This is a genomic window from Anaerobacillus sp. 63XJN7_4_ISO-PGPR-S23-413 (genome assembly GCF_056173725.1).
The window spans coordinates 4,082,300-4,104,082 of sequence record NZ_CM149688.1 but is presented as its reverse complement, the minus strand read 5'-3'; the positions used below and the strand labels follow the sequence as shown (position 1 = coordinate 4,104,082).

Sequence of the window (21,783 nt, the reverse complement as noted above, 5' to 3'; positions counted from 1 at the left end):
CTAGAATGTGACACCAATCCAAGTTTTTCTAATTATTTTTCAGAAAACTATTAAACATCTAAAAACCCCTGCCGATAATAGTGGTGTTAGGAAGTCCAAACGGATGTGGATTTTCTTGATAAAACCAATTACATGGAGGTAGATTTAGGGATGATTATTAATCATAATATTTCAGCAATGAACACGTACCGTCAGATGAATGTAAACCAAAATGCAGCGAGTAGTTCAATGGAGAAGTTGTCTTCAGGTCTTCGTATTAACAAGGCTGGAGATGATGCAGCTGGATTGGCTATTTCTGAGAAGATGCGTAGCCAAATTCGAGGTCTCGATCAGGCTAGTAGAAATGCACAAGATGGAATTTCTTTAATTCAAACCGCTGAAGGTGGTTTAAGTGAAGTTCACTCTATTCTTCAAAGAATGAATGAATTAGCAACACAAGGTGCAAACGGAACTTTATCTTCAAATGATAGAACTGCAATTAGTGATGAACTTACCCAATTGAATAGTGAGATTGATCGAATTTCAACTTCAACTAAATTTAATGGAGAAGCACTTTTGGATGGTGGATTTGGTGTGCAACTAGATGCTTCTTCTGGAATTAGTGTAGGCAGTGATGGCGTAACTGGGCTTGATATTGGTGGTGCAGATGCTTCCACGACTTACACTGTTGCCGCTACGGGAAGTGCAGGAGAAGTTGAATTATCAGATGATAATGGGAATACTCAAGTAGTTAATTTAACTGATAATACTGCTGGAACTCTAAATTTTGATAAAATGGGAGTTAAGATTACTGTTAACGACACTTGGACAGCTGCCTCACTAGCAACAGCAGGGACTGTAGTAACAGATGGGAATGCTAGTGTTAATTTGCAAATTGGTTCTGAGAATGCTACAGATCAACAACTAGGTGTATCTATAGCTAAAATTGACAAAACTACTTTAGGCACAGGAGCTATTAGTGTTGCTACAGCAGATAGTGCAGCAACTGCAATTGATGTAATTGCAACTGCTATTAATACAGTATCTTCTGAACGTTCAAAAATGGGTGCTTATCAGAACCGCTTAGAACATACAATTAATAATCTGAACACTTCATCAGAAAACATTTCTGCAGCAGAATCTCGCATCCGCGATGTTGACATGGCAAAAGAAATGATGACAATGACGAAGGAAAACATCAAGGCTCAAGCAGCACAGGCAATGATGGCGCAAGCCAACCAAGCTCCACAACAAGTTCTTCAACTTCTTCGTTAAGCAACTATATTCCACGAAAGACCTTAGACCTTCTTCTAAGGTCTTTTTCTATAAAAAGGAGTGACGCCCTATGGATATCGCAGCCCTTTCAATCGTATTAAACCAATCCAAAATCCAACAGCAAGTCCAAACATCCCTGACAAAAACCGCTATGAATCAAGCTGAAAATCAATCAAATGATTTTATTAAAATGCTGGAGCAATCGGTTCAACCTCATCTCGGGAACAACGTGAACATCAAAGGATAGAACCTCGCCTCCTAAGATAGGGAGAGAACACGATGGAAGTATCCAAAATTCCACCTACTTCGGGGATGATACTAAACGTAAAACAAACGGAAATTCCAACTGAGCCCCAAAGTCCCCAAAACACTGATAGTGAAGAAATTTTATTTACAAAAGAAGCTTTGGTTACTCGATTAAAAGAACTCAATGACTTTATAGAACTTGCAAAAACAAACCTCAAATTCCAGCTTCACGATAAATTAAATGAATACTACGTCCAAATCATCGACACGAACACGGACGAGGTGTTAAAAGAAATTCCTTCTAAAAAATTTCTTGATCGCTATGCGGCCACAGCTGAACTACTCGGTTTTCTAGTCGATCAAAAAATATAACTTCTCTGGAACTCTCAAGTTGAGAGTTCTTTATTTAGGTCTAATTACACCTTAAACTCTTTGGTTCCCCTGCCGATAGTATGAATAAGAGGAATGAACGGAGGAGATGTTCATGAGGATTTCCGGCTTAGCGACGGGAATGGATATCGATCAGATGGTGAAAGATCTGATGACGGCGGAACGGGTTCCGCTCGATAAGCTATCTCAACAAAAACAAACGTACGAGTGGCAAAAGGATTCGTACCGTGAGCTAAATACAATGATGTCTGATATGCGAACTGCAGCTTCATCGATGCGTTTGCAGTCTGGCTACAATGCGTATAAATCGACTTCATCTAGTACAGCTGTAAAAGCAACGGCAACATCGGCCTCGCTAGCAGGTTCCTATGACGTAACGGTGAATGAGCTAGCGCAAAGTGCGAAGTTAACTTCTGGACAGGCGATTATGAATGATGCAGGCACAGCAGCAAATGGAACAGATAAAGTGTTGAAATCAACTGAGACAGCATCGTTTCAGATAACGAACAGCAAAGGTCAAACGGCATCGATCAACATTACCGCTTCTGATACGTTCAAAAGCCTTGCTGAAAAAATCGCTGGTGCTGTAGATGATGGCACAGGTGAATCGCTCGGTATGAGAGCGAGCTTCGATAATACAACGTCGCGCTTTTTCATTTCTTCTAAAGCGATGGGTGGAGATGAATCGTTCACGCTAAGCGGGTTTAGCGACACAAATATAGAAAATCGTATCCTCGGTGGTGCAGCGAATACAGCTCAGGGAAAGTACGGTTCCGTTACGTTTGATGGAATTACTGTCGATAACCTGAAGACAAATGCGACAACGATTAATAACCTGAAGCTCGATCTCGTTCAGAAAGGAACAGCAACTGTATCCGTTCAAAGTGACACGCAGGCGCCGTTCGATATGATTAAATCGTTCGTTGAGAAATACAACGAGTTCGTTGATAAAACGCAGACGCTATTAACGGAAAAGAAGTATCGCGATTTTCCACCACTAACGGATGCGCAGCGAGAAGATTTAACGGATAAAGAAATTGAGCTTTGGGAAGAAAAAGCGAAAAGCGGTTTACTTCAAAGCGATTCAACCGTTCGAGGCATTGTAAGTGATATGCGTAATGCCTGGATGTCTCCTGTAAGCGGTGTTCCTTCCGGTGAGCTAAATATGCTTTCCCAAATCGGAATTAACACGGGCGCTTATCAAGACGGCGGGAAGCTATTTATTGACGATGCGAAGCTAAAGAGCGCGCTTGAACAGAAGCCTGAAGAAGTGATGAATTTGTTTACGAGTGGGACTGATGGCATTGGTGACCGGCTTTACGATAGCGTCAACAAAGGCATCGATCAGCTTGGGAAGAAGGCTGGAACCCCGGGAACACTCATTGATAGTAGTTTTCTAACAACGAGATTAAAAAACTTAGATGAGCAAATGAATACATGGGAAGATAAGCTTGCGACAATTGAAAGTCGTTACTGGAAACAGTTTACGGCAATGGAAACGGCAATGGATAAAATGAATCAACAAAGTATGTGGGTACAACAAAACTTATTTGGTGGGATGTAGAAGATGAGAAGAATTGATGCACTAAATCAGATGCACGTTGTGACAAATCAAATTGCAAAATCGCTTGAAGAATTGAATCCTTCGATGGATGATAATGAACTAAATCAGCTTGAGGGGATTAATCATATGATTAACCGTCGAGAAGAGACGATTAAATTGCTTGATCTAGCTATGAAAAATGAAGGAGATCAGTGGTCAGAGGATGAGAAGCATTTACTTGAGCAACTAAGTGGTCTTGAAGAAACCATTCAACCAAAGCTTTCTGAGCTCTATGCTGCTTTTTCAGATCAGATGAGACGATTTCAGCAGAGCAAATCAGCTACGAGTAAGTATAAGAGCGGACAGGCTTACAGCGACGGCGCATTTTTCGATCAGCGTAAATAGGAGGAACGGATATGGCAATGAAAAATCCTTATCAAACGTACCAGCAGAATGCAGTGACAACCTCATCTCCACAGGAATTAACATTAATGCTGTACAACGGATGCATTAAGTTTATTCGTCTTGCAGCGATGGCGATGGAAAAGAAGAACATCGAAGCGAAGAATACGAACATCATTAAAGCGCAAAACATTCTTCAAGAGCTTCGGAGTTCGTTGAACATGGAAATTGAACTATCGTCGTCGCTCGATCCACTCTATGAGTATATGATTTCGGAGCTCGTTTCAGCTAATATAGCAAATGATTTAGGTAAGTTAAAAGAGATAGAGGGATTAGCTGAAGATTTCCGCAACACGTGGAAAGAAGCAATGGAACAAATGAAATAACGAGAAACAAAGAGGGTGAATGCAATGGAAAAAACATCTCTGTTTGGAGTACTGCTTGGCTTTTTCGTTCTGATAGGAGGACTTATTCTAAAAGGAGCGAATCCAGCAGCTCTATTAAACCCCGCTGCCCTCGTCATCATTTTTGTTGGGACAGCAGCGGCCTTATTAATCGCTTTTCCATTCTATGAAATTAAGAAGTTTCCAACGCTATTAAAAATTATTTTCTCAAATCAAAAGCTTGTAACCGAAAAAGAGCTGATTCCAATGTTTCGTGAATGGGCAACGGTTGCTCGACGTGAAGGACTGCTTTCACTTGAAAATAGTCTTGAGAAAATCGAGGATCCTTTTTTGAAACGTGGCTTTCAAATGGTGATCGATGGGCATTCTCATGAAGCGATTGAGGAAATTCTAGTAGAAGACATTGAAGCAATGAAAGACCGCCACAAAATGGGAGCGGGTATTTTTACACAAGCGGGTACATACGCTCCTACACTTGGAGTACTCGGGGCTGTTGTTGGGCTTGTTGCTGCGCTTAGTCATCTTGGAGATATGGAGCTTCTTGGTAAGTCGATTGCGGCAGCTTTTATTGCAACGTTGTTTGGGATCTTCACAGGGTATGTGCTCTGGCATCCGTTTGCGAATAAGCTGAAGCGTAAATCAAGCGCAGAAGCGCACATTAAGATGATTATGTTAGAAGGATTGCTAGCTGTGCAATCTGGCGCATCCCCTACAATGGTTGAGGATAAACTACTTGTCTATTTACCAAGTAAAGATCGTAATCTGGAAGAACCAAAGAAAGGGAACGAGGCCGGAGTAGGAGAAGGGGTAGGCGCTGATGCGTAAGAAACGGCATGAGGAGCATGAAGAACATGTTGACGAAAGCTGGCTCATTCCTTACGCAGATATGCTCACTCTTCTTCTAGCGCTCTTTATCGTTCTTTTTGCGGCAAGTACGGTTGATGTGAAGAAATATGAAGCGATTACTCAATCTTTTGAAGAAGTGTTGAATGGCGGAACTGGAGTCATGGAAAGCGAGCCTTCTACAATGCAGCCACAGGATGGATCGTTCGTCGGGTTAACAGAAGACGAAGACCCGGATGAGAATGACGAGAAGGAAGAAGAGCGGGAGGAAGAAAAGCTAGAGCAGGATCTGAATAAGCTTGAAGCGCTTAAAGGGCGAATTGATGAGTATATCGCAGATCAAGAACTCGACTCGTTCCTTCAAACGAAATTAACCGAAGAGGGCCTATTGATTACGATTAAAGAAGCTGCATTATTTAAAAGTGGGAAAGCTGATTTAACAGGAAATGCGAAGGAGCTTGCGAAGGAAATCTCTTCTCTTCTTGTGACAGACCCACCTCGTCGTATTACTGTTACAGGTCATACAGATGATCGGCCCATTAAAACGTCTCAATATGAATCAAACTGGCATTTGAGCTCTGAACGAGCGCTGAATTTTATGACAGAGCTATTAGAAAATAATAAGTTAAACCCAAAGCTATTTAGTTTTACAGGTTATGGAGAGTATCGGCCGGTGACGACCAATCAAACACAAGAAGGAAGAGCGAAGAACCGTCGCGTTGAGGTTTTGATTCTTCCATATAATGTTCAGAATTAACATAATGGGGTGGATAAGGTGAAACGAGTCGTAATTATCCTCCTAGCGGCACTAGGAATCGTTGGTGCAGGAGCGATAGCAGCCGTGCTTTTTCTTGATATCAATTTAAAAGAAGTGATTGCACAGCAGGAGAAGGAACCAACTGCGGAAGAACTGGCAGAAAGAAGTTACAGTATGGAACCATTAACAACAAATTTATCTTCAGAAAACTATGCGGTTGTTCAATTAAATTTACTTGCGGATAACGAAAAAAGTTACAAGGAGTTAGAAGTACGTAACCCTGAATTAAAAGCTATCGTTATTTCGATACTGGCTGGTTTATCGAAAGAAGATCTCAAGGGTTCAGAGGGTCTGAAGCAGTTTACCTTAGCAGTTCAAGCAGAGATTAATACTGTTCTACAAGATGGAAAAGTAGAGCGTGTTCTTGTAACGGACTTTAAAATTCAGTAAGCGGTTAACTTTTTAAGAAATTTTCCGATAATAACGGTATAATCCTCAAATTAGGGTACGAATAATAGAATAGGAGTAGTATTATAAATTGTCGGAAAGAGGTGACCGGATATGAATGTCAATAAACCGTCAGCACCACCTATTGTAAACCCTTACCAGAAGCATAATCCTGTTACGAAAGTGGAGCAGGTCAAAAAGGCTCCTCGAGAAGATGAGCTTCAAATCTCAAACAAAGCGAGAGAACTATACGACATGAAAACGGAACAAGAGCGTGAAGCCAAAGTAACCGCAATAAAGAAGCAGATTGAAGAAGGTACGTATCGTGTCGATAGTCAGAAAACAGCAGAGAAGCTGTTTGATCAGTGGTTCTAACAGGAGGCGGCACGATGGGGCAAAAGTTAATTACGGTTTTGAGCGAAATGATTCAATTGCATGAGACATTAATACCGCTATCTGAACGGAAGCATGAAGCGATTATTGAACGGGACATGGAGAGCTTAACAGATATTATGAAGAGTGAAAAAGATCTTCTTTTCCAGTTGAATTTATTAGAAGAACAACGCCAGCAGCTAACCTCTGAATTTGCAGGAGATCAGGAGCAAACGCTCAAAGAAGTATTGGGTAAGCTTAGCCCAGCTGTCAAACGAATGGTCGAAAGTAGAGCCAACGAGTTAAAGCAGCAAGCGGAGAAGCTAAAAGGATTAAATGAACAGAATGAGGAGCTTTTGAAAGATGCAATGGCTTTTATTCACCATATGATCGGTCATTTGACGACTCCGAGAGAACAATCGATCACTTACGGCAGGCCCAATCAAAAGAAGACAGCAGCACCAAGAGGTTACTTTGATACAAAGGCCTGACAGATCAGGTGAGGAAAGGGACGTGAAAGCATGACATCAACATTTCATGGTTTAGAAATTGGGAAAAGAAGTTTATATACGCAGCAGGCTGCTTTAACAACGGCAGGTCATAACATATCGAATGCAAATACACCTGGGTATTCAAGACAGCGTGTTGATATGCAGTCAACTTCTGCCCTCCCTTATTCCTATCAAACAGGAAGTGTTTCCTCTCAGCTTGGTACTGGTGTAAGTGTTCAATCGATTGAAAGAATTCGTTCCGAGTACCTCGATGGTCAATACCGCGAGCGGAACGCCATGCTAGGTTCTGAATCTATGAAGCTAGATACGCTGCAGCAGATCGAAGCGTTATCGGGTGAGCCAGGAGAAAATGGACTAAGCGCTTCATTGGATCGATTTTGGTCAGGGTGGGAAGATCTCGCTTCGAATCCAGATAGTAACGCAGCCAGATCCGTTGTTGTCAGTCGAGCTGAAGAGCTTCTTGATCAAGCGAAGTCATTTCAATCAGGACTAACAAACGTAGCAGATAGTTTAAGTAAACAACAAGCAGCTGTAAAAGACCAAATCAGCTCAATCAATTCTCAGATTGATAGTTTAAATAAAGAAATCGTGAAGAACGGAAACGCGAACGACTTAATGGATCATCGCGATCAGCTTATTGATGAATTATCCGGTCTTATCGACGTTAACGTTCAAAAACAACCTAATGGAGAAATGTCGGTTACGTTTGATCAAACTAATCCTACTGGCGGGAAATTGAAGGGAATTCAAGATTCCCTTACGACAACAAATCAGCTTAAAAATGACCTGAACGGAATGTTTGAGCAGCTAGTTAAAGGACAGGATACGGTCGATGCAAGTGGGAACACCGTTCATACAGCAGGAATGAATGAATTATTAAATTTAGGGTTTTCATTGGTTAGAAATGCAGATGGAACAATGCAACAAGGTAAGCCCCTCTTTGACACGAATGGGACTGGAAATACGTTTCTTGAACAAACGACCATCACGAAAGACGTGAAAGCGAATCCTGCTACGCTTGGCGCCTCTTCAAGAAACGATGCTCCGAGCAATGGTGACATTGCAATGGCGATCAGCAATTTGAAAGATCAGAGCTTTACGTTTGATATCTCTGGATCTAACGATAAGGTACAAACGAGTGTCAACGATTTTTATAGCACGCTTGTTTCACGTCTTGGCTCAAATGCGCAGTCTTCTGAGCGTACGGTGAATAATCATGAGTCCGTTCTTCAGTCCATCAATAACAACCGAATGTCAATCAGCGGTGTTTCACTTGATGAAGAAATGGCCAACCTCGTTCAGTTCCAACATGCTTATAACGCTGCAGCACGATATGTTAGTACGACTGATGAACTTCTAGATGTGATTATTAACCGGATGGGCGTCTAGCCGGAGAAGGAGTTATCGAATGCGAATTACTCAACAAATGTTATCAAGTAACATGGTGACACAAATGAATCGAAACCTTACCAATCTCGAAAAAGCCAATCAGCAGGTTTCGACTGGTACCCGTATCAACAAGCCATCTGATGACCCAATGGGTACGGAAAAATCACTGAAGCTATCGTCGCAGCTGGCTGATAATGAACAGTATGAGAGGAATACCGATTATGCGATGTCATGGATGGAGATGACGGAACAATCGCTTAGTAGTATTTCGAACTTGATGCAGCGAGCTAGTGAGCTTGGCGTACAGGCTTCGAATGGCACAAATTCAGCTCAAGAGCTGGAAACAATGGCAAAAGAATTTAAGCAGTTAAGGGAAGAACTCAAAGGTTTAGCCAATACGAAGCTTGATGGAAAATACATCTTTAATGGACAGAAAACGGATCAACCCGTCGGAATTGACCAGGATGGGAATGTATCTTTTGATAACCAGTCCATCAATCAGCGAATTTCTCCATTTAGCGATGTGAAGATTAACGTTGATGCGGGGGAAGTATTTGATGGTCAGGTAAATTTATTCAAAGTACTTGATGAATTTTCTACGGCATTATCAAGTGGAGATAAAGAAGGCATGAATACCGTCCTTGGAAAAATAGAAGAAGGCGCAGAACAGGTTCTGACAAGCTGGACCGGTATGGGCGCTCGTCAATCTCGAGTGGAAAGTATGAACCAGCGTCTGAAGGATGAGAATCTAGCCGTTCAATCATTCCTTTCTAAAAATGTAGATGTGGATCTTGCGGAATCCATCATGAAACTTAAAACGGAAGAAAGCGTCTATCAGGCATCCCTTGCGGCAAGTGCCAAGATCATTCAGCCTTCTCTATTAGACTTTCTTAGATAACCAAAACCCCTCTCACATTTGTGAGAGGGGTTTTGGTTATCTAGTTCATTTATCTCTTAATCGTATTCGCCAGTCCCATCATTTCATCGGCCATCTTTATCGCCTGGCTCTGGAATTGAAGTAACCGCTGGGTTGAGATCATCTCGGTCGTTTCGTTCGCTAGATCAACGTTCGACATTTCGAGAAATCCCTGTCTCGTTTTAAATTCTTCCCCAGGAGCGACAAGCTCAAGCTGCTCATTATCTTGAAGAGAGAATTCATTTCCTCCCACATTGGTGAGAGCCTCGGGCCGATTAATCTTGGCGATGCTAAGTTGATAGGTTTGTTCATTTCCAGTTGCATCCGTCCCCACAATTTCTCCAGTATCAGAGATGGCAAGTTTAGCCGGATCGCTGTTAAATGTAATCGCATTTCCGCTCGTGTCTAGAATCGGGTTACCGCTACTATTCACGAGTGACAAAGTCCCATTCTGATTTTGTAGTTCGAATGATCCGTCCCTTGTGTAGTGAATACTATCACCATTTTGAGTTCGGAAATAGACGTTCTCTCCTTCAAGCATGACGTCAAGATCTCTGCCAGTTTCTTGTGCTGATCCTTGTTCATTACGAAGGGTTGTTAAGCCGATTTTTGAGCCGAAACCAACGCGAAGATTTTCTGGTGTTTCTCTTCCAGGCTCCGTCGCCTCACCTGTTTGGTTCGCATACGTTTGAGTTAATAGATTTTGAAACGTCGCTTCACGGCTTTTGTACCCTGCTGTATTCACGTTCGCAATATTATTTGCGATTGTATCTATTTTCTTTTGTGTCTGGCTAAGTGAAGAAGAGGCTGTGGCCATCTGGATATTCAATCGTAACCCTCCTAGTAAACGCGACCAACATCATTGACTGACTTGTCGATGCTTTGATCATAAGTTTGTAGTACTTTTTGGTTTGCTTCATATAAACGATAAGTATTCAGCATATCGGTCATCGTGGTCGTCATATCAACGTTCGATCCTTCGAGAAATCCTTGCTTCACGGCGTACTGGTTGATGTCTGTCGTCTGGATATTTCTCGGTGCATCATTTTCATTACCTTCCCATTCGAAGACACCATTTCCTTGCTGTGCTAGCTTGGATGGATCGCCCGTATAGCCAATCCATATTTGTTGCTCATTTCCGTTTCTTTCACGAATTGTTCCATCGTCGGTCATTGTAAAAGAATCATCATTGAGTTGAATTGGCTGAAGATCTTCCCCAAGAACTTGGTATCCTTCGCTCGTTGTTAGAAATCCATCTTCATTTACTGAGAAATTTCCATTTCGTGTATAGCGAATGTCATTATCTTCAAGGCGAACACCGAATAAAAGTAGGCCTTTTTTACCGGTTTCTGCATCAATTGGAAGGTTCTCATCGTTGAGAGCCATGTCTGTTTGTTTGCTCGTTTCTTTAAGGGAACCGTTTGAGAAATTAGGAATGCCTTCTTGTGTATAGACGCCTTGTTGAAGAGTGCCAATGGAAGAGTTAGGGGTAGGTGTGTTCGTATTTCTTTCTTTTAGTAGATATTCAGGGAAGGAACGGAAGGTTGCTTCATCCTGTTTGAAGCCCGGTGTTTCGGCATTTGATAAATTATTCGTTAAGAATTGTTGCTTTCGCTCGCTTGCCATCATACCGGATGTTGCCGTATACATGCCTTTAAACATTATTTCGCTCCCATCGTAGTACTATCGAACGCGTACATTGAATTTTGTAACTCTATTATACCGTTTAAATATGGGAAAATTAAGTGAAAAAAGTCGTTTTTTAGGTTAAAACACTCATTTACTATTATTTTTGACAATGCTATGCTATCACTAACGAAAAAATTGTCGAATGAGTATAACTATGGTTTTGTATCCATTTTTTAACTTTAAAAACAGTTTTATACAAGGAGTGTGAAAAGCTTCGTGAACGTTTTTCAATCGATTAGACCGCTTGAACAAGCATTGAATGCGTCGATGGTGCAGCAGCGTACTATCACATCAAATATATCAAATGTTGACACCCCTAATTACAAACGTCAAACCGTTTCATTTCAAGACACCCTGCAGGATGCAACAAAGAATCTGCAGAGCTACAAATCCAACCCCAAACACGTCCCTTTTAGTAACGAAAATAATGCATCAAAGACCGTTGTCAAAACGGATCAAAATACACTTAATCAATCAAATGGCAATAACGTCGACACGGATGTTGAAATGGCCGAACTTGCCAAAAATCAACTCTGGTACAATGCGATGATTGAAAAGACCAACAGCCAGTTCCGTGATTTACAGAAAGCAATTAGAGGGAGCTAAATCATATGAATTTATTTAATGGGTTCAATACGAGTGCTTCAGCTTTAACTGCAAACCGTCTTAGAATGGATGTTGTTTCATCCAATATCGCAAACGCTGAAACGACTCGCTCTGAGCTCGTCGATGGGGAATGGCAGCCATACAAGCGAAAAGTGGTAGAGCTTAAGGAAAATTCGTTCGAGAGTAAGCTTCAAGCCGCAATGGGAAATGGCGAAGCGCCAACAGGAGTGAAAGTGTCGAACATTAAAGAAGATAATGCTCCTAATAAACTTGTTTATAATCCCGCTCATCCCGATGCGAATGAAGAAGGTTATGTGGAAATGCCAAACGTGGATATGGTGAAAGAAATGGTTGATATGATGTCAGCATCTCGTTCCTATGAAGCGAACGTAACAGCGTTAAACGCAACCAAAAGTATGTATATGAAAGCGCTCGAACTTGGTAAATAACGGTCGGGCATAGGAGGATCTTATGAACACAATTAGTGCACTTCAGCAGCTTCCAACACAAGCGAAGTCTCAGGTTACTTCGGGTGAAGCAACGGCTGATTTTGGTCAGATGCTTCAGGATGCGATCAAACAGGTGAACAACAATCAAGTGGCATCTGAACAGATGACGAATAAGCTTGTGACTGGAGAAGTTCAGGATGTTCACGAGGTTATGCTTGCAGCACAAAAAGCCTCACTATCTCTAAATTTAACGGTAGAAGTGAGAAATAAGGTTATTGAGTCATACCAAGAAATCATGCGTATGCAAATGTAGTATGTCAGGGATGGATAAGAGATGAACCAACAACTACTAAATTTTACAAGTCGCTGGAAAGAAACATGGGGTAGCTATTCAACGAAAACCAAATGGCTCATCGGAGGGACTTTTCTGGTCACTCTTCTTCTGCTTCTATTCCTTGTTTTTTGGATGTCTAAACCTAATTTAACTCCGATTTATTCTAATTTAACGCCGACAGAAGCTGGTGAGATCAAAGGGGCCATTGAGCAGAAGGGAATTCCGGTAGAAGTTTCAGCGGATGGAACAACGATCAGCGTGCCAAAGGATCAGGCGTCTGATTTAAAAGTAAGTCTAGCGGCTGAGGGTATTCCAAAAAGTGGTAACGTTAACTACAGCATCTTTAGTGAAAACATGGGCATGGGGATGACAGATCGCCAATTCGATGTTGTAGAGCGAGATGCGATGCAAAATGAACTGAGTTATTTAATTGAACAAATTGGCGGTATTCAGGAATCAAAAGTGATGATTACCCTACCGGCTGAAAGTGTTTGGCTTGATGAAACAGGTGAGACAGCTTCTGCCTCGATCGTCCTTACGAGGGATCCTGGTGCTCAGCTTGACCAGGGCCAAATCACAGGCCTTTATCATCTTATAAGTAAAAGTGTTCCGAATCTCCCTGTTGAAAACATTGTCATCATGGACCAGAACGGAACTGCTTTTGATTACGGCGAAAGTGGCGGCGTTGATACAACTTTATCCGCTTATCAGCAGCAAGAGGACATTCGTAACGGCATCGAAAAAGACATGCAGCAAGAATTACAGCAAATGCTTGGCATGATTCTCGGACAAGATAAAGTGGTTGTTTCTGTAATGGCTAGCGTGGATTTCACAAAAGAAAAGCGCACGGAAGACCTTGTCGAACCTGTTGATGAAGAAACAGGTGAAGGCATTGATATTAGCGTTGAGAAAATCATGGAATCCTATTCCGGTGATCAAGCTGCTGCCCCGGATGGAACGGGTACAGATGAAGGCGAGATTCCAAACTATAATGCAGATGACCCAGATGCCAAGGGCGACGGCTCTTATGAAAAAGTAGAAGATCGCATCAATCGTGAAGTGAATCGTATTCATAAAGAAATCGAAGAAAGCCCTTATATGATTGATGATATTACAATTAACGTTGGTGTAGAGCCACCTGTCGCTGACGATATGACTAGTTTAACAGCAACTCATATAGAAGATATTCGCACTGTGCTCAAAAATGTTGTCCGTACGTCTTTGAGTGAAAGTGATGTTCCGCTTGAGGATGCTGCTCTTGAAGAACGTATCTCTGTATTTGCGAATGAATTTAGAGGGCGTGCGGACTATGAAGAGCCAAAGCCAGACATCTTTTCTTCTGTTCTAGACAGTGTTCCAAGCTGGGTGATTTATGCGGTAGCTGGTGGCGTTGGTATTCTTCTAATTGGTGGAATCATTCTTCTCTTCCGCCGAAAAGGAAATAAGGATGAGGACGACTTCATGGAATTTGAACAGGCGTACAGTGTACCAGAGGATCACTACTTGCCGAGGGAAAAAGAAGAACGTGAAGTGGATATGACACCTGATGCACTAATTGGAAAAGATGAAATTGAAACTCTCGCAAAAAATGATCCGGAAGAGTTTGTGAAACTACTAAGACTATGGATGAACGAAGAGTAGGGGGATTGGATGGTGAGTAGTTTAGAAGAATTAACAGGAACTCAGAAAGCAGCGATCCTTCTCACTTCTTTAGGTGCTGACCTTTCGATTCAAACATTTAAACACTTATCTGAGAAGGAAATTGATCAGCTTGCGCTTGGCATCTCAGAGCTTCGCAAAGTTGAGCCCGATGAGCGAGAAGCCGTCGTGGATGAGTTTATCCAGATGGTAAAAGCAAAGGATTACATTGCCGTCGGAGGAATTGAATACGCAAGACATATCCTTGAGCAAGCGCTAGGACCGAAAAGGGCAGAAGAAATTTTGTCTCGCTTAAGCATCAATTTAAAGGTAAAGCCATTTGCATTCGCAAAAAAAGCAGATCCTGATCAAATTCTAAACATTTTACAGCAGGAGCATCCCCAAACGATCGCTCTTGTCTTATCTTATCTTGATGCGAAGCAATCTTCCAAAATTTTATCCTCGCTACCTCAAGAAAGTCAGGCAGATGTAGCAAGAAGAATTGCGCTGATGGATAGTACCTCACCAGAAGTGATTAGTCAGCTTGAAAAGATCATTGAAGGTAAGCTTAACGCTAGCGGTTCGCAGGACTATGCGTTTACTGGTGGTGTGGAATCAATAGTTCAAGTTCTAAGCAGTGTTGATCGAAGTACGGAAAGAACAATTCTTAGCTCGCTTGAGAAAGATGATCCAAGCCTAGCAGAAGAAATTAAGAAGCGGATGTTTGTCTTTGAAGACATTGTTACGCTTGATGACCGATCCATTCGCCTCGTCATTAGTGAAGTGAAAGATGAAGATCTTTCTATAGCGCTTAAGGTAGCGAGTGACGATGTGAAGGATACAATTTTCCGAAACATGTCTAACCGCCGGGTAGATACGGTGAAAGAAGAGATCGAATTGATGGGGCCACTTAGGCTTCGTGAAGTGGAAGAAGCGCAAACACGCATCGTTTCTGTCATCCGTTACCTTGAAGAAACAGGTGATGTTATGATTGCACGCGGTGGAGGAGATGATCTGATTGTCTAATATCATCAGAAAAACCTCTGGAGAGAAGCGAGCCGTTCCGAAAGTAATTGAGCAGCGAACGGTCACAGAGCCAAAGCAAAATCGCATATTGCCTTCTCGTACTACGACAATTGAAGAAAAGAAATCGCAGCTTCTTGAGATGATGATCCGGCTAGAAGATCTTTATCATACAATTCGAACAAGACTTGGAGATGAAGAAGCGAACGTTCATCAAAATCTTGAGAAGAAGCAGGAACAAAAAGAGCTTGAGTGGCAGGAAATCACGAAGAAAACGTATCGAGAAGCAGAAGAAAGCGGATATGCAGCGGGTTATGAAGCAGGCATGCAGCAAATTCATTTCGAGCTCGATGAAAAGAAGAAGGAAATGGAACACATGGTAAAGGGCGCTTATGACAAGAAGGAAGAATTAATTCAGGATGCTGAACCGTTTCTTCTATCGCTAAGCACAGCCATTGCGAAGAAAATCATTTTAAAAGAAATGGAACAAAATCCAGAGACGCTGCTTGGCATGGTGAAAGATACGCTAAAGAAAGTAAAGGATCGTGGAGAAGTCATTGTTCAAGTTTCAACAGAAGATTATCAGCATGTGATACCAATGGTTGACGAGCTTGAAAAACAACTTGATGTGAATGCGAGCTTAAAGCTTGTGCCGATGAGTGACTTGGAAGTCGGTTCAGGACTTGTTCATACGCCGAGCGGGTCGTACGATATTTCGATTAACAGCCAGCTTGCTGAGATGAAGAAACAGCTGCTTGCTATGTTTGAGGAGCGAACTGTCGATGAGCATTAATGTTGAGCCATATCTTTCGCAGCTTCATTCGATGGAAACGGTCCAGAAGTATGGCAAGGTGACACAGGTTATTGGGCTAACGATCGAATCACTTGGTCCAGAGGTTAAAATTGGTGAGCTTTGCTACCTTTATCCAGGACCATCAAAGGAACCAATTGAAGCAGAAGTAGTTGGCTTTCGCGAAAATCGTGTTCTGCTCATGCCGATGCATGACCTATCAGAAATTGGTCCAGGTTGCCTTGTAGTGGCGACAGGACAGCCACTTGAAGTGAAAGTGGGCTATTCACTACTTGGAACGATTCTCGATGGGCGCGGCAGACCTCTTGATTACTCGGATCTCCCTGGTGGACTGAAGGCTGTATCCACAAATCGAAAGCCACCAAATCCAATGACGCGTCCGCGCATTACGACCCCCTTTCAGCTTGGTGTTCGCGCTATTGATGGGCTGTTAACAGTCGGTCAAGGACAGCGGATCGGTATTTTTGCCGGAAGTGGCGTTGGAAAAAGTACGTTAATGGGAATGGCGGCTCGAAATTCAGAAGCCGATGTGAATGTGATCGCCTTGATCGGTGAACGAGGACGGGAAGTAAGGGATTTTATTGAGCGTGATCTTGGTGAAGAGGGGCTTAAAAAATCGGTTGTCGTTGTGGCAACATCTGATCAACCCCCACTACAGCGGATCAAAGGAGCGCTTACGGCAACGTCGATCGCAGAGTTCTTTCGTGATCAAGGAAAGAACGTCATGCTAATGATGGATTCTGTGACACGCTTTGCCATGGCACAGAGGGAAGTTGGGCTGGCAATTGGAGAGCCACCAACTAGTAAGGGATATACGCCAAGCGTATTTGCTCTTTTACCCAAATTGTTGGAACGATCTGGCACAGCTGAACAGGGATCGATTACAGCTTTTTATACCGTTCTAGTTGATGGTGACGATATGAACGAACCGATTGCAGATGCGGTGCGAGGGATTCTAGATGGGCATATTGTCTTGGATCGGAAGCTCGCTCAAAAAGGCCAATATCCAGCGATTAACGTTTCAGAGAGTGTTAGCCGTGTGATGAAAGAAATTGTGACTCCAAAGCATATGAAGTCTGCAGAAGAATTTAAGCGACTTCTTGCTGTGTATGTTTCTTCTGAAGACCTTATCAATATTGGCGCTTATAAAGCTGGAACGAACAGCAATATTGATAAAGCAATCTCAATTCACCCGGAGATTGAGAAATATATTAAGCAGGGGATTGATGATCAAGCTTCATTTGAAGAAAGTCAGGACTGGCTTTTATCCCGATTTGGAAAGGATGACTAACCATCGCAGCTTTTCACTTCCCATTTCAACGAATTTTGGATGTAAAAGAAAATGAAAAATCACAGGCACAGCTAGACATGGCTGAATCACTCAAAGCACAAGTGGATATCGAGCATTCCATGCGTGATCTTGAGCAAGCGGTTCTTTCCATGCGTCAGAGACTGGAAGAGCGTCAACAAGAAGGGGTTTCCATTATAGATCTTCTTAAGGAAGAAGAGCATATTACCTATCTTGAGGGGCAGCTCCACCAGAAAAGAAATCAGCTGATTCAAGTTGAACATCAAGTGAGTGAGCAGCAGGACACGCTTGCTTCTAAAGTAAGAGAAGAGAAAACGTGGCAGTCAATCAAAGAGACGAGAAAAGAAGAGTTTTATCACGATATGAAAATGATTGAACAAAATGAGCTAGATGATTTAAATACCGTACGTGCGTATATGCTTGCAAGAAACGGCTAAGGGGTGAGGGGAATGCGAAAGCGACAGAAGAGTTCATGGAAAGAACGCATCATCCACGGTTTTCTCTTGCCGCTCGCGTTTATCGCTACGGTTATGCTTGTTGTTCTTCCGTTTCTTGGATACGATCTGTTCGCAATGGCCACTTCACTTAGTAAGAAGCCGATCGCATATGTGGAAGATAATTTTACCGCTGAGGCTACTGATCAAAATCAAGATGAAGTGCTAGAACAAGAAATAAATCAAAAGGATGGCGAAATCTCAGACTTGAAAAAGCAGTTAGATGAGCAAGAAATCGAGCTGAAGAAAAAACAGTCTGAGCTGGAATCGTTAGCTGAAGAAATGAAGAGCGAATTAGCTGACAAGGAAGAGCGTCAGAAGAAGCTTCAGGAGTTAGCAAAAACGTATGAAGGAATGTCAGCATCGAAGTCCGCGACGATTATGGAAAACCTTACGTTAAACGAGGCAGCTCTCCTGCTTGATGCAATGGGAAGCACAGAGCAAGCCGCTGTACTAGGCAAAATGAATGCAGCTGTAGCAGCAGATTTAACGATCGCGTTAAGAGATATTGAAAAAGCAGACGATCCTGAGATTGCTGCAATGCAAGAGAGAGTAACGCTCCTGATGAATGCGATTGATCGCGAAGATAGTTCGCTTTCTGTTTCAGACGTAGCTGATAATTTGTCAGAAATGACTGACGAAGAAGCGGCCCAAATCCTATCGGAGATGGCTCAGTCTAAAGAGGAGAAAGAAGTAGGGCTTTCCATTCTGAAAGAATTTGATGAAGAGAAGCGTACAGGGTTACTTGGAGAAATGGAAGAATCGATTTCTTCTAGTTACATAGCTGATTTAGCCAATTAAAAGGAGGTGAAATAGTGAACGCTATCCAGTCACTTGGAAAAAACATAATTGTTCAGCCTAAGGTTCGAACTGAAAATGGTCCAACTGGATTTTCAACGTTATTAAGTGCTTTAGGAAAAAAGCTTAATGTGAGTGAAAGTGAGCAATCAGAGACACATAACGAAAGCGAGCTAGAAGAGGGAGACAATAAGCCAACAAATAGAAGTGGTGAACCCCCCGTGCACCTTCTCATGATGGGTGCTGTCAATGTTCCGCCAGTTCAACATGATCAAAACTCTTTATCGAAATCGCTTGCCCAACAAGGAACTGACATGAGTGGTGAACCACTACAAGTGAATGCTAATCGTATACAGGAGGAAGTAAGTCTACCCGGTTTTACAAAAAGTGAGTTTGTAGAAATCGAGCAAGTCTTACAAAATGAAGAACAAGTTCTTTCTGAAACGTTTGAGGTAGAGACGAAACTTCCATCTAATGTTATGAAGCTTATGCAAGAGTTGAAGATGAAAGAGCCGAAAGAGCTTCTTTCAATGATGGAGAGAATGGCGACTGAACCGAAACAAGATCAGAAACTTGTTATGGACTCCGATCAAAACGTCCAGTTAGATGGAGAAGTTATTGAAGTTCAAGTAGAGACTCCAAAACAGAGTGTTCCTGAAGGAGAAGAAACAAAGGCACTCGTCGAAAAGAGCGTATCTGGAGAAGTAGCTGATAATCAAGAGAAGCTTGTGACAGATCAAATGTCTGGAGATGAAATTCAGATAGACGAGAAGCCAGAAGCGCTTCCGCTAGCTAAAGGTAATGAATCTCAAACAACCATCAAGGAATCGACTACACCAGTTCCGGCTCGTTATGTTGCATCGGAGCTAAGTGAAATGATTACCGAGCGCATGCAACTATCGAAAAATGGAGATGAAACAAACATAAGAATTAAGCTTTCTCCAGAAAATCTCGGTCAACTTGATATTCGGCTAACAACTTCTGATGGGAAAGTGACAGCGCACATTATAACAGCGACTTCAGGGGCAAAGGACATGATTGAATCACAGCTTCACCAGCTACGTCATACGCTCATTCAACAGGGCATCCAACTTGATAAAGTGGAAGTCGTTCAACAGCCGCAGGGCTCACAACAATCGTTCATGCAGGATGGTCGCCAGGAGCAGGGTCAGGCGTTTCAACAAGGAAAGCACCGACAAGGGCGAAAAGGTGAATATGAATTAGAAGAGAATCCACTCGTAACGAATGAGCAAGAAGAAGGCGCATCTAGTGGGATTAATTACGCTATTTAGGAGGGGTGACATGAATACAGGTTCTGTCACAGCAACATCAGCTGTTCAAACACAAAAAACAGAGGCACCTGGTCAGTTAGGAAAAGATGATTTCTTGAAAATTCTCGTTGCTCAGCTCTCAAACCAGGACCCGATGCAGCCGATGCAAGATACTGAATTTATCGGGCAGATGGCGCAATTTAGTTCACTCGAGCAAATGACAAACATGAATAAGTCGATGAATAAATTTTTCGATAGTCAGTTACAAAGCTCGATGAAGGATTACGCACATTTAATTGGTAAAAGCGTTCAGTGGCAGGAGAATAACGAAGCGAACGCAGGTAAGGTAGAAGCTGTTTTATACAAAGAAGGCAAAGTACTCGCAGAACTTGATAGTGGCAAACAGGTAGATATCTCCCTATTAGAGCGTATCGAAACGGGGGAATAGTATGGTTCAAATCAATCAAGTTTATTATCCAAAGCAACCGATTCAACTAACTACAAAACAGGAGAATTCAAAAAATTCTTTTGCTGATCAACTAAAGCATTCGATCGATTCACAGATTTCATTTAGTCACCACGCACAGGTTCGACTTAAGCAAAATGGGATTTCCCTTTCGGACAATCAGCTCCAAAAGCTAAATGATGGAGTAGAAAAAGCGAGAGAAAAAGGATCAAACGAGTCGCTTATGTTAATGAAAGATCTCGCCTTTGTTGTTAGCGTCAAAAACAATAAAGTCATTACTGCTATGAAGCAGGATAGTATGGAGAATCAAATCGTCACAAACATTGACTCAGCACTTATTTTATAATGGCCGGACCGAGCAGGAGGCCGATTCGCTGTGGACCGATTGAAGCAGCGAAACAATTAGAGGGGGAAACAACTTGTTAAATTCAATGTACTCAGGCGTTTCAGGAATGAGAGGCTTTCAAACAAAGCTAGATGTTATCGGGAATAATATTGCGAACGTAAATACAGTAGGTTACCAGAAAAGTAGAGTGCTGTTTGAAGATCTACTCAGTCAGAGCGTGGCAGGAAACTCCGTAAATTCGAAACAGGTAGGTCTTGGTTCATCCGTATCGGCGATTAATATGGTAGATAGTCCCGGATCACCAATGACGACAGGGGTACAGACGGATTTGAGTATTCAGGGGGATGGGTATTTTACAGTAAGAAGTGACGGAACTGATTACCTTGCTCGTTCTGGGTCTTTTCAGGTTGATGCGACAGGAAATCTTGTGACAACACAAGGCTACGCAGTGTTAGATGATCAAGGTAACCCTATTCAGCAGATCGGTGAAATTAAAAGTATTGATCGTAATGGGGTTATCACTTATACAGATACTCAAGGAAATGAACAACAAACTTTGAATCTAGGGATAAGCACAGTGCCAAATCCAGGTGGGCTTAATAAAGTAGGTAACTCACTTTTTCGTGAAACAGAAAAATCTGGGGATGCAGTACCAGGGCTTCCTCAAGACTCACGCGTCGTCGCTGGTCAACTCGAAATGTCCAACGTTGACCTAACCGAAGAGTTCACTGAAATGATTGTAGCTCAGCGTGGCTTCCAGGCGAACTCAAGAGTGATTACAACTTCAGATGAGATCCTTCAAGAAATCGTCAATTTAAAACGATAGGGGGTAAGGGCTGAGGAGTTTCCTCGGCCTGCTCTGTTCATATGATACCGTTAACTAAATTAAACCGTGAAGCGATGATGTTGAATGCCATTTACATTGAAACGATTGAGTCAACGCCGGATACGATGATTCTATTAACGAATGGAAAACGCTACGTTGTGATGGAGACAGTCGAGGAAGTAAAACAGCTTGTTACGGAATTCTATCGTGATATTCACGTATTAGAGAAATAATAGAAGAACGGGGGT

At 42.3% G+C, this 21,783-nt stretch carries 29 protein-coding genes; 27 read left to right on the top strand and 2 right to left on the bottom strand.

Features of this window, described 5'->3' with window-relative positions; genetic code table 11:
• The first annotated feature begins 150 nt into the window (after positions 1-150).
• From AC0VYO_RS21185 to flgL, 13 genes are all read left to right on the top strand, one after another.
• Positions 151-1,254 carry a flagellin N-terminal helical domain-containing protein gene (locus AC0VYO_RS21185; RefSeq protein ID WP_475369084.1) on the top strand — a complete coding sequence of 368 codons (1,104 nt, stop codon included), beginning with the start codon at positions 151-153 and terminating at the stop codon, positions 1,252-1,254.
• A 70-nt stretch (positions 1,255-1,324) separates the two neighbouring features.
• A complete protein-coding gene (locus tag AC0VYO_RS21180; protein ID WP_475368216.1) occupies positions 1,325-1,501 on the top strand; it encodes a YjfB family protein in 177 nt (58 codons plus the stop codon).
• Positions 1,502-1,533: 32 nt separating this feature from the next.
• Entirely contained in the window at positions 1,534-1,872 is a 339-nt protein-coding gene (flaG, locus tag AC0VYO_RS21175; protein ID WP_475368215.1) for a flagellar protein FlaG, read from the top strand.
• 112 nt (positions 1,873-1,984) lie between these two features.
• Positions 1,985-3,454: a flagellar filament capping protein FliD gene (fliD, locus tag AC0VYO_RS21170; protein ID WP_475368214.1), complete on the top strand. Its 1,470-nt coding sequence runs from the start codon at positions 1,985-1,987 to the stop codon at positions 3,452-3,454.
• A gap of 3 nt (positions 3,455-3,457) precedes the next feature.
• Complete coding sequence (locus AC0VYO_RS21165; protein ID WP_303532584.1) at positions 3,458-3,838, top strand: hypothetical protein; 381 nt, start codon at positions 3,458-3,460, stop codon at positions 3,836-3,838.
• 11 nt (positions 3,839-3,849) lie between these two features.
• Positions 3,850-4,221: a flagellar export chaperone FliS gene (gene fliS / locus AC0VYO_RS21160; RefSeq protein WP_303532581.1), complete on the top strand. Its 372-nt coding sequence runs from the start codon at positions 3,850-3,852 to the stop codon at positions 4,219-4,221.
• 24 nt (positions 4,222-4,245) lie between these two features.
• Positions 4,246-5,064, top strand: coding sequence for a flagellar motor stator protein MotA (gene motA, locus AC0VYO_RS21155; protein ID WP_226615816.1), 819 nt, complete (start codon positions 4,246-4,248; stop codon positions 5,062-5,064).
• Positions 5,054-5,839: a flagellar motor protein MotB gene (motB, locus tag AC0VYO_RS21150; RefSeq protein WP_475367536.1), complete on the top strand. Its 786-nt coding sequence runs from the start codon at positions 5,054-5,056 to the stop codon at positions 5,837-5,839. Before motA ends, motB begins: the two co-directional genes overlap by 11 nt.
• A gap of 18 nt (positions 5,840-5,857) precedes the next feature.
• Positions 5,858-6,289, top strand: a complete 432-nt coding sequence (locus tag AC0VYO_RS21145; protein WP_226615815.1) for a flagellar basal body-associated FliL family protein — start codon at positions 5,858-5,860, stop codon at positions 6,287-6,289.
• 111 nt (positions 6,290-6,400) lie between these two features.
• Positions 6,401-6,661 carry a flagellar biosynthesis anti-sigma factor FlgM gene (flgM, locus tag AC0VYO_RS21140; protein ID WP_194218296.1) on the top strand — a complete coding sequence of 87 codons (261 nt, stop codon included), beginning with the start codon at positions 6,401-6,403 and terminating at the stop codon, positions 6,659-6,661.
• Positions 6,662-6,675: 14 nt separating this feature from the next.
• A complete protein-coding gene (locus tag AC0VYO_RS21135; protein WP_475368213.1) occupies positions 6,676-7,149 on the top strand; it encodes a flagellar protein FlgN in 474 nt (157 codons plus the stop codon).
• A gap of 30 nt (positions 7,150-7,179) precedes the next feature.
• Positions 7,180-8,559 carry a flagellar hook-associated protein FlgK gene (gene flgK, locus AC0VYO_RS21130; protein WP_475368212.1) on the top strand — a complete coding sequence of 460 codons (1,380 nt, stop codon included), beginning with the start codon at positions 7,180-7,182 and terminating at the stop codon, positions 8,557-8,559.
• A gap of 19 nt (positions 8,560-8,578) precedes the next feature.
• Positions 8,579-9,457, top strand: coding sequence for a flagellar hook-associated protein FlgL (flgL, locus tag AC0VYO_RS21125; protein ID WP_475368211.1), 879 nt, complete (start codon positions 8,579-8,581; stop codon positions 9,455-9,457).
• A gap of 49 nt (positions 9,458-9,506) precedes the next feature.
• Here flgL and AC0VYO_RS21120 read toward each other — a convergent pair whose 3' ends face one another.
• Together AC0VYO_RS21120 and AC0VYO_RS21115 are read right to left on the bottom strand one after the other, a co-directional pair.
• On the bottom strand, positions 9,507-10,304 hold the full coding sequence (locus AC0VYO_RS21120) for a flagellar hook-basal body protein (RefSeq protein ID WP_475366187.1): 798 nt from the start codon (positions 10,302-10,304) through the stop codon (positions 9,507-9,509).
• Between the two features lie 11 nt (positions 10,305-10,315).
• A complete protein-coding gene (locus tag AC0VYO_RS21115; RefSeq protein ID WP_303532564.1) occupies positions 10,316-11,137 on the bottom strand; it encodes a flagellar hook-basal body protein in 822 nt (273 codons plus the stop codon).
• A 243-nt stretch (positions 11,138-11,380) separates the two neighbouring features.
• On the opposite strand from AC0VYO_RS21115, the gene flgB reads away from it, so the two are divergent.
• The 14 genes from flgB (at position 11,381) to AC0VYO_RS21045 (ending at position 21,768) form a co-directional block, all read left to right on the top strand.
• Positions 11,381-11,770, top strand: a complete 390-nt coding sequence (gene flgB, locus AC0VYO_RS21110) for a flagellar basal body rod protein FlgB (protein ID WP_430245157.1) — start codon at positions 11,381-11,383, stop codon at positions 11,768-11,770.
• 5 nt (positions 11,771-11,775) lie between these two features.
• A complete protein-coding gene (gene flgC, locus AC0VYO_RS21105; protein ID WP_226615807.1) occupies positions 11,776-12,219 on the top strand; it encodes a flagellar basal body rod protein FlgC in 444 nt (147 codons plus the stop codon).
• A 22-nt stretch (positions 12,220-12,241) separates the two neighbouring features.
• Positions 12,242-12,532 carry a flagellar hook-basal body complex protein FliE gene (fliE, locus tag AC0VYO_RS21100; protein ID WP_303532558.1) on the top strand — a complete coding sequence of 97 codons (291 nt, stop codon included), beginning with the start codon at positions 12,242-12,244 and terminating at the stop codon, positions 12,530-12,532.
• Between the two features lie 21 nt (positions 12,533-12,553).
• On the top strand, positions 12,554-14,194 hold the full coding sequence (gene fliF, locus AC0VYO_RS21095; protein ID WP_475368210.1) for a flagellar basal-body MS-ring/collar protein FliF: 1,641 nt from the start codon (positions 12,554-12,556) through the stop codon (positions 14,192-14,194).
• Positions 14,195-14,203: 9 nt separating this feature from the next.
• Entirely contained in the window at positions 14,204-15,217 is a 1,014-nt protein-coding gene (fliG, locus tag AC0VYO_RS21090) for a flagellar motor switch protein FliG (RefSeq protein ID WP_430245159.1), read from the top strand.
• Positions 15,210-16,007 (top strand): FliH/SctL family protein, encoded by a 798-nt coding sequence (locus tag AC0VYO_RS21085; RefSeq protein ID WP_475368209.1) that lies wholly within the window; start codon positions 15,210-15,212, stop codon positions 16,005-16,007. The genes fliG and AC0VYO_RS21085 overlap by 8 nt, the downstream gene beginning before the upstream one ends.
• Complete coding sequence (gene fliI / locus AC0VYO_RS21080) at positions 15,997-17,316, top strand: flagellar protein export ATPase FliI (RefSeq protein WP_303532550.1); 1,320 nt, start codon at positions 15,997-15,999, stop codon at positions 17,314-17,316. The genes AC0VYO_RS21085 and fliI overlap by 11 nt, the downstream gene beginning before the upstream one ends.
• Before the next feature lie 2 nt (positions 17,317-17,318).
• Positions 17,319-17,771, top strand: a complete 453-nt coding sequence (gene fliJ / locus AC0VYO_RS21075; RefSeq protein ID WP_475369083.1) for a flagellar export protein FliJ — start codon at positions 17,319-17,321, stop codon at positions 17,769-17,771.
• Positions 17,772-17,783: 12 nt separating this feature from the next.
• Entirely contained in the window at positions 17,784-18,629 is an 846-nt protein-coding gene (locus AC0VYO_RS21070) for a MotE family protein (RefSeq protein ID WP_475368208.1), read from the top strand.
• Positions 18,630-18,643: 14 nt separating this feature from the next.
• Positions 18,644-19,918, top strand: a complete 1,275-nt coding sequence (locus AC0VYO_RS21065; protein ID WP_475368207.1) for a flagellar hook-length control protein FliK — start codon at positions 18,644-18,646, stop codon at positions 19,916-19,918.
• 10 nt (positions 19,919-19,928) lie between these two features.
• The gene (gene flgD / locus AC0VYO_RS21060) at positions 19,929-20,345 is read left to right on the top strand and encodes a flagellar hook assembly protein FlgD (RefSeq protein WP_430245173.1); all 417 of its coding nucleotides are present in this window, start codon (positions 19,929-19,931) and stop codon (positions 20,343-20,345) included.
• Between the two features lies 1 nt (position 20,346).
• Positions 20,347-20,709 (top strand): TIGR02530 family flagellar biosynthesis protein, encoded by a 363-nt coding sequence (locus AC0VYO_RS21055; protein ID WP_475366181.1) that lies wholly within the window; start codon positions 20,347-20,349, stop codon positions 20,707-20,709.
• A gap of 73 nt (positions 20,710-20,782) precedes the next feature.
• Positions 20,783-21,535 (top strand): flagellar hook-basal body complex protein, encoded by a 753-nt coding sequence (locus AC0VYO_RS21050; protein ID WP_226615797.1) that lies wholly within the window; start codon positions 20,783-20,785, stop codon positions 21,533-21,535.
• A gap of 41 nt (positions 21,536-21,576) precedes the next feature.
• The gene (locus AC0VYO_RS21045; RefSeq protein ID WP_303532536.1) at positions 21,577-21,768 is read left to right on the top strand and encodes a flagellar FlbD family protein; all 192 of its coding nucleotides are present in this window, start codon (positions 21,577-21,579) and stop codon (positions 21,766-21,768) included.
• Positions 21,769-21,783: the final 15 nt, after the last annotated feature.

Coding starts and splice junctions, on each gene's coding strand:
- AC0VYO_RS21185 (WP_475369084.1), top strand. CDS start 151: ATGATTATTAATCATAATATTTCAGCAATGAACACGTACCGTCAGATG.
- AC0VYO_RS21180 (WP_475368216.1), top strand. CDS start 1,325: ATGGATATCGCAGCCCTTTCAATCGTATTAAACCAATCCAAAATCCAA.
- flaG (WP_475368215.1), top strand. CDS start 1,534: ATGGAAGTATCCAAAATTCCACCTACTTCGGGGATGATACTAAACGTA.
- fliD (WP_475368214.1), top strand. CDS start 1,985: ATGAGGATTTCCGGCTTAGCGACGGGAATGGATATCGATCAGATGGTG.
- AC0VYO_RS21165 (WP_303532584.1), top strand. CDS start 3,458: ATGAGAAGAATTGATGCACTAAATCAGATGCACGTTGTGACAAATCAA.
- fliS (WP_303532581.1), top strand. CDS start 3,850: ATGGCAATGAAAAATCCTTATCAAACGTACCAGCAGAATGCAGTGACA.
- motA (WP_226615816.1), top strand. CDS start 4,246: ATGGAAAAAACATCTCTGTTTGGAGTACTGCTTGGCTTTTTCGTTCTG.
- flgM (WP_194218296.1), top strand. CDS start 6,401: ATGAATGTCAATAAACCGTCAGCACCACCTATTGTAAACCCTTACCAG.
- AC0VYO_RS21135 (WP_475368213.1), top strand. CDS start 6,676: ATGGGGCAAAAGTTAATTACGGTTTTGAGCGAAATGATTCAATTGCAT.
- flgK (WP_475368212.1), top strand. CDS start 7,180: ATGACATCAACATTTCATGGTTTAGAAATTGGGAAAAGAAGTTTATAT.
- flgL (WP_475368211.1), top strand. CDS start 8,579: ATGCGAATTACTCAACAAATGTTATCAAGTAACATGGTGACACAAATG.
- AC0VYO_RS21115 (WP_303532564.1), bottom strand. CDS start 11,137: ATGTTTAAAGGCATGTATACGGCAACATCCGGTATGATGGCAAGCGAG.
- flgC (WP_226615807.1), top strand. CDS start 11,776: ATGAATTTATTTAATGGGTTCAATACGAGTGCTTCAGCTTTAACTGCA.
- fliE (WP_303532558.1), top strand. CDS start 12,242: ATGAACACAATTAGTGCACTTCAGCAGCTTCCAACACAAGCGAAGTCT.
- fliF (WP_475368210.1), top strand. CDS start 12,554: ATGAACCAACAACTACTAAATTTTACAAGTCGCTGGAAAGAAACATGG.
- fliG (WP_430245159.1), top strand. CDS start 14,204: ATGGTGAGTAGTTTAGAAGAATTAACAGGAACTCAGAAAGCAGCGATC.
- fliI (WP_303532550.1), top strand. CDS start 15,997: ATGAGCATTAATGTTGAGCCATATCTTTCGCAGCTTCATTCGATGGAA.
- AC0VYO_RS21070 (WP_475368208.1), top strand. CDS start 17,784: ATGCGAAAGCGACAGAAGAGTTCATGGAAAGAACGCATCATCCACGGT.
- flgD (WP_430245173.1), top strand. CDS start 19,929: ATGAATACAGGTTCTGTCACAGCAACATCAGCTGTTCAAACACAAAAA.
- AC0VYO_RS21055 (WP_475366181.1), top strand. CDS start 20,347: ATGGTTCAAATCAATCAAGTTTATTATCCAAAGCAACCGATTCAACTA.
- AC0VYO_RS21045 (WP_303532536.1), top strand. CDS start 21,577: ATGATACCGTTAACTAAATTAAACCGTGAAGCGATGATGTTGAATGCC.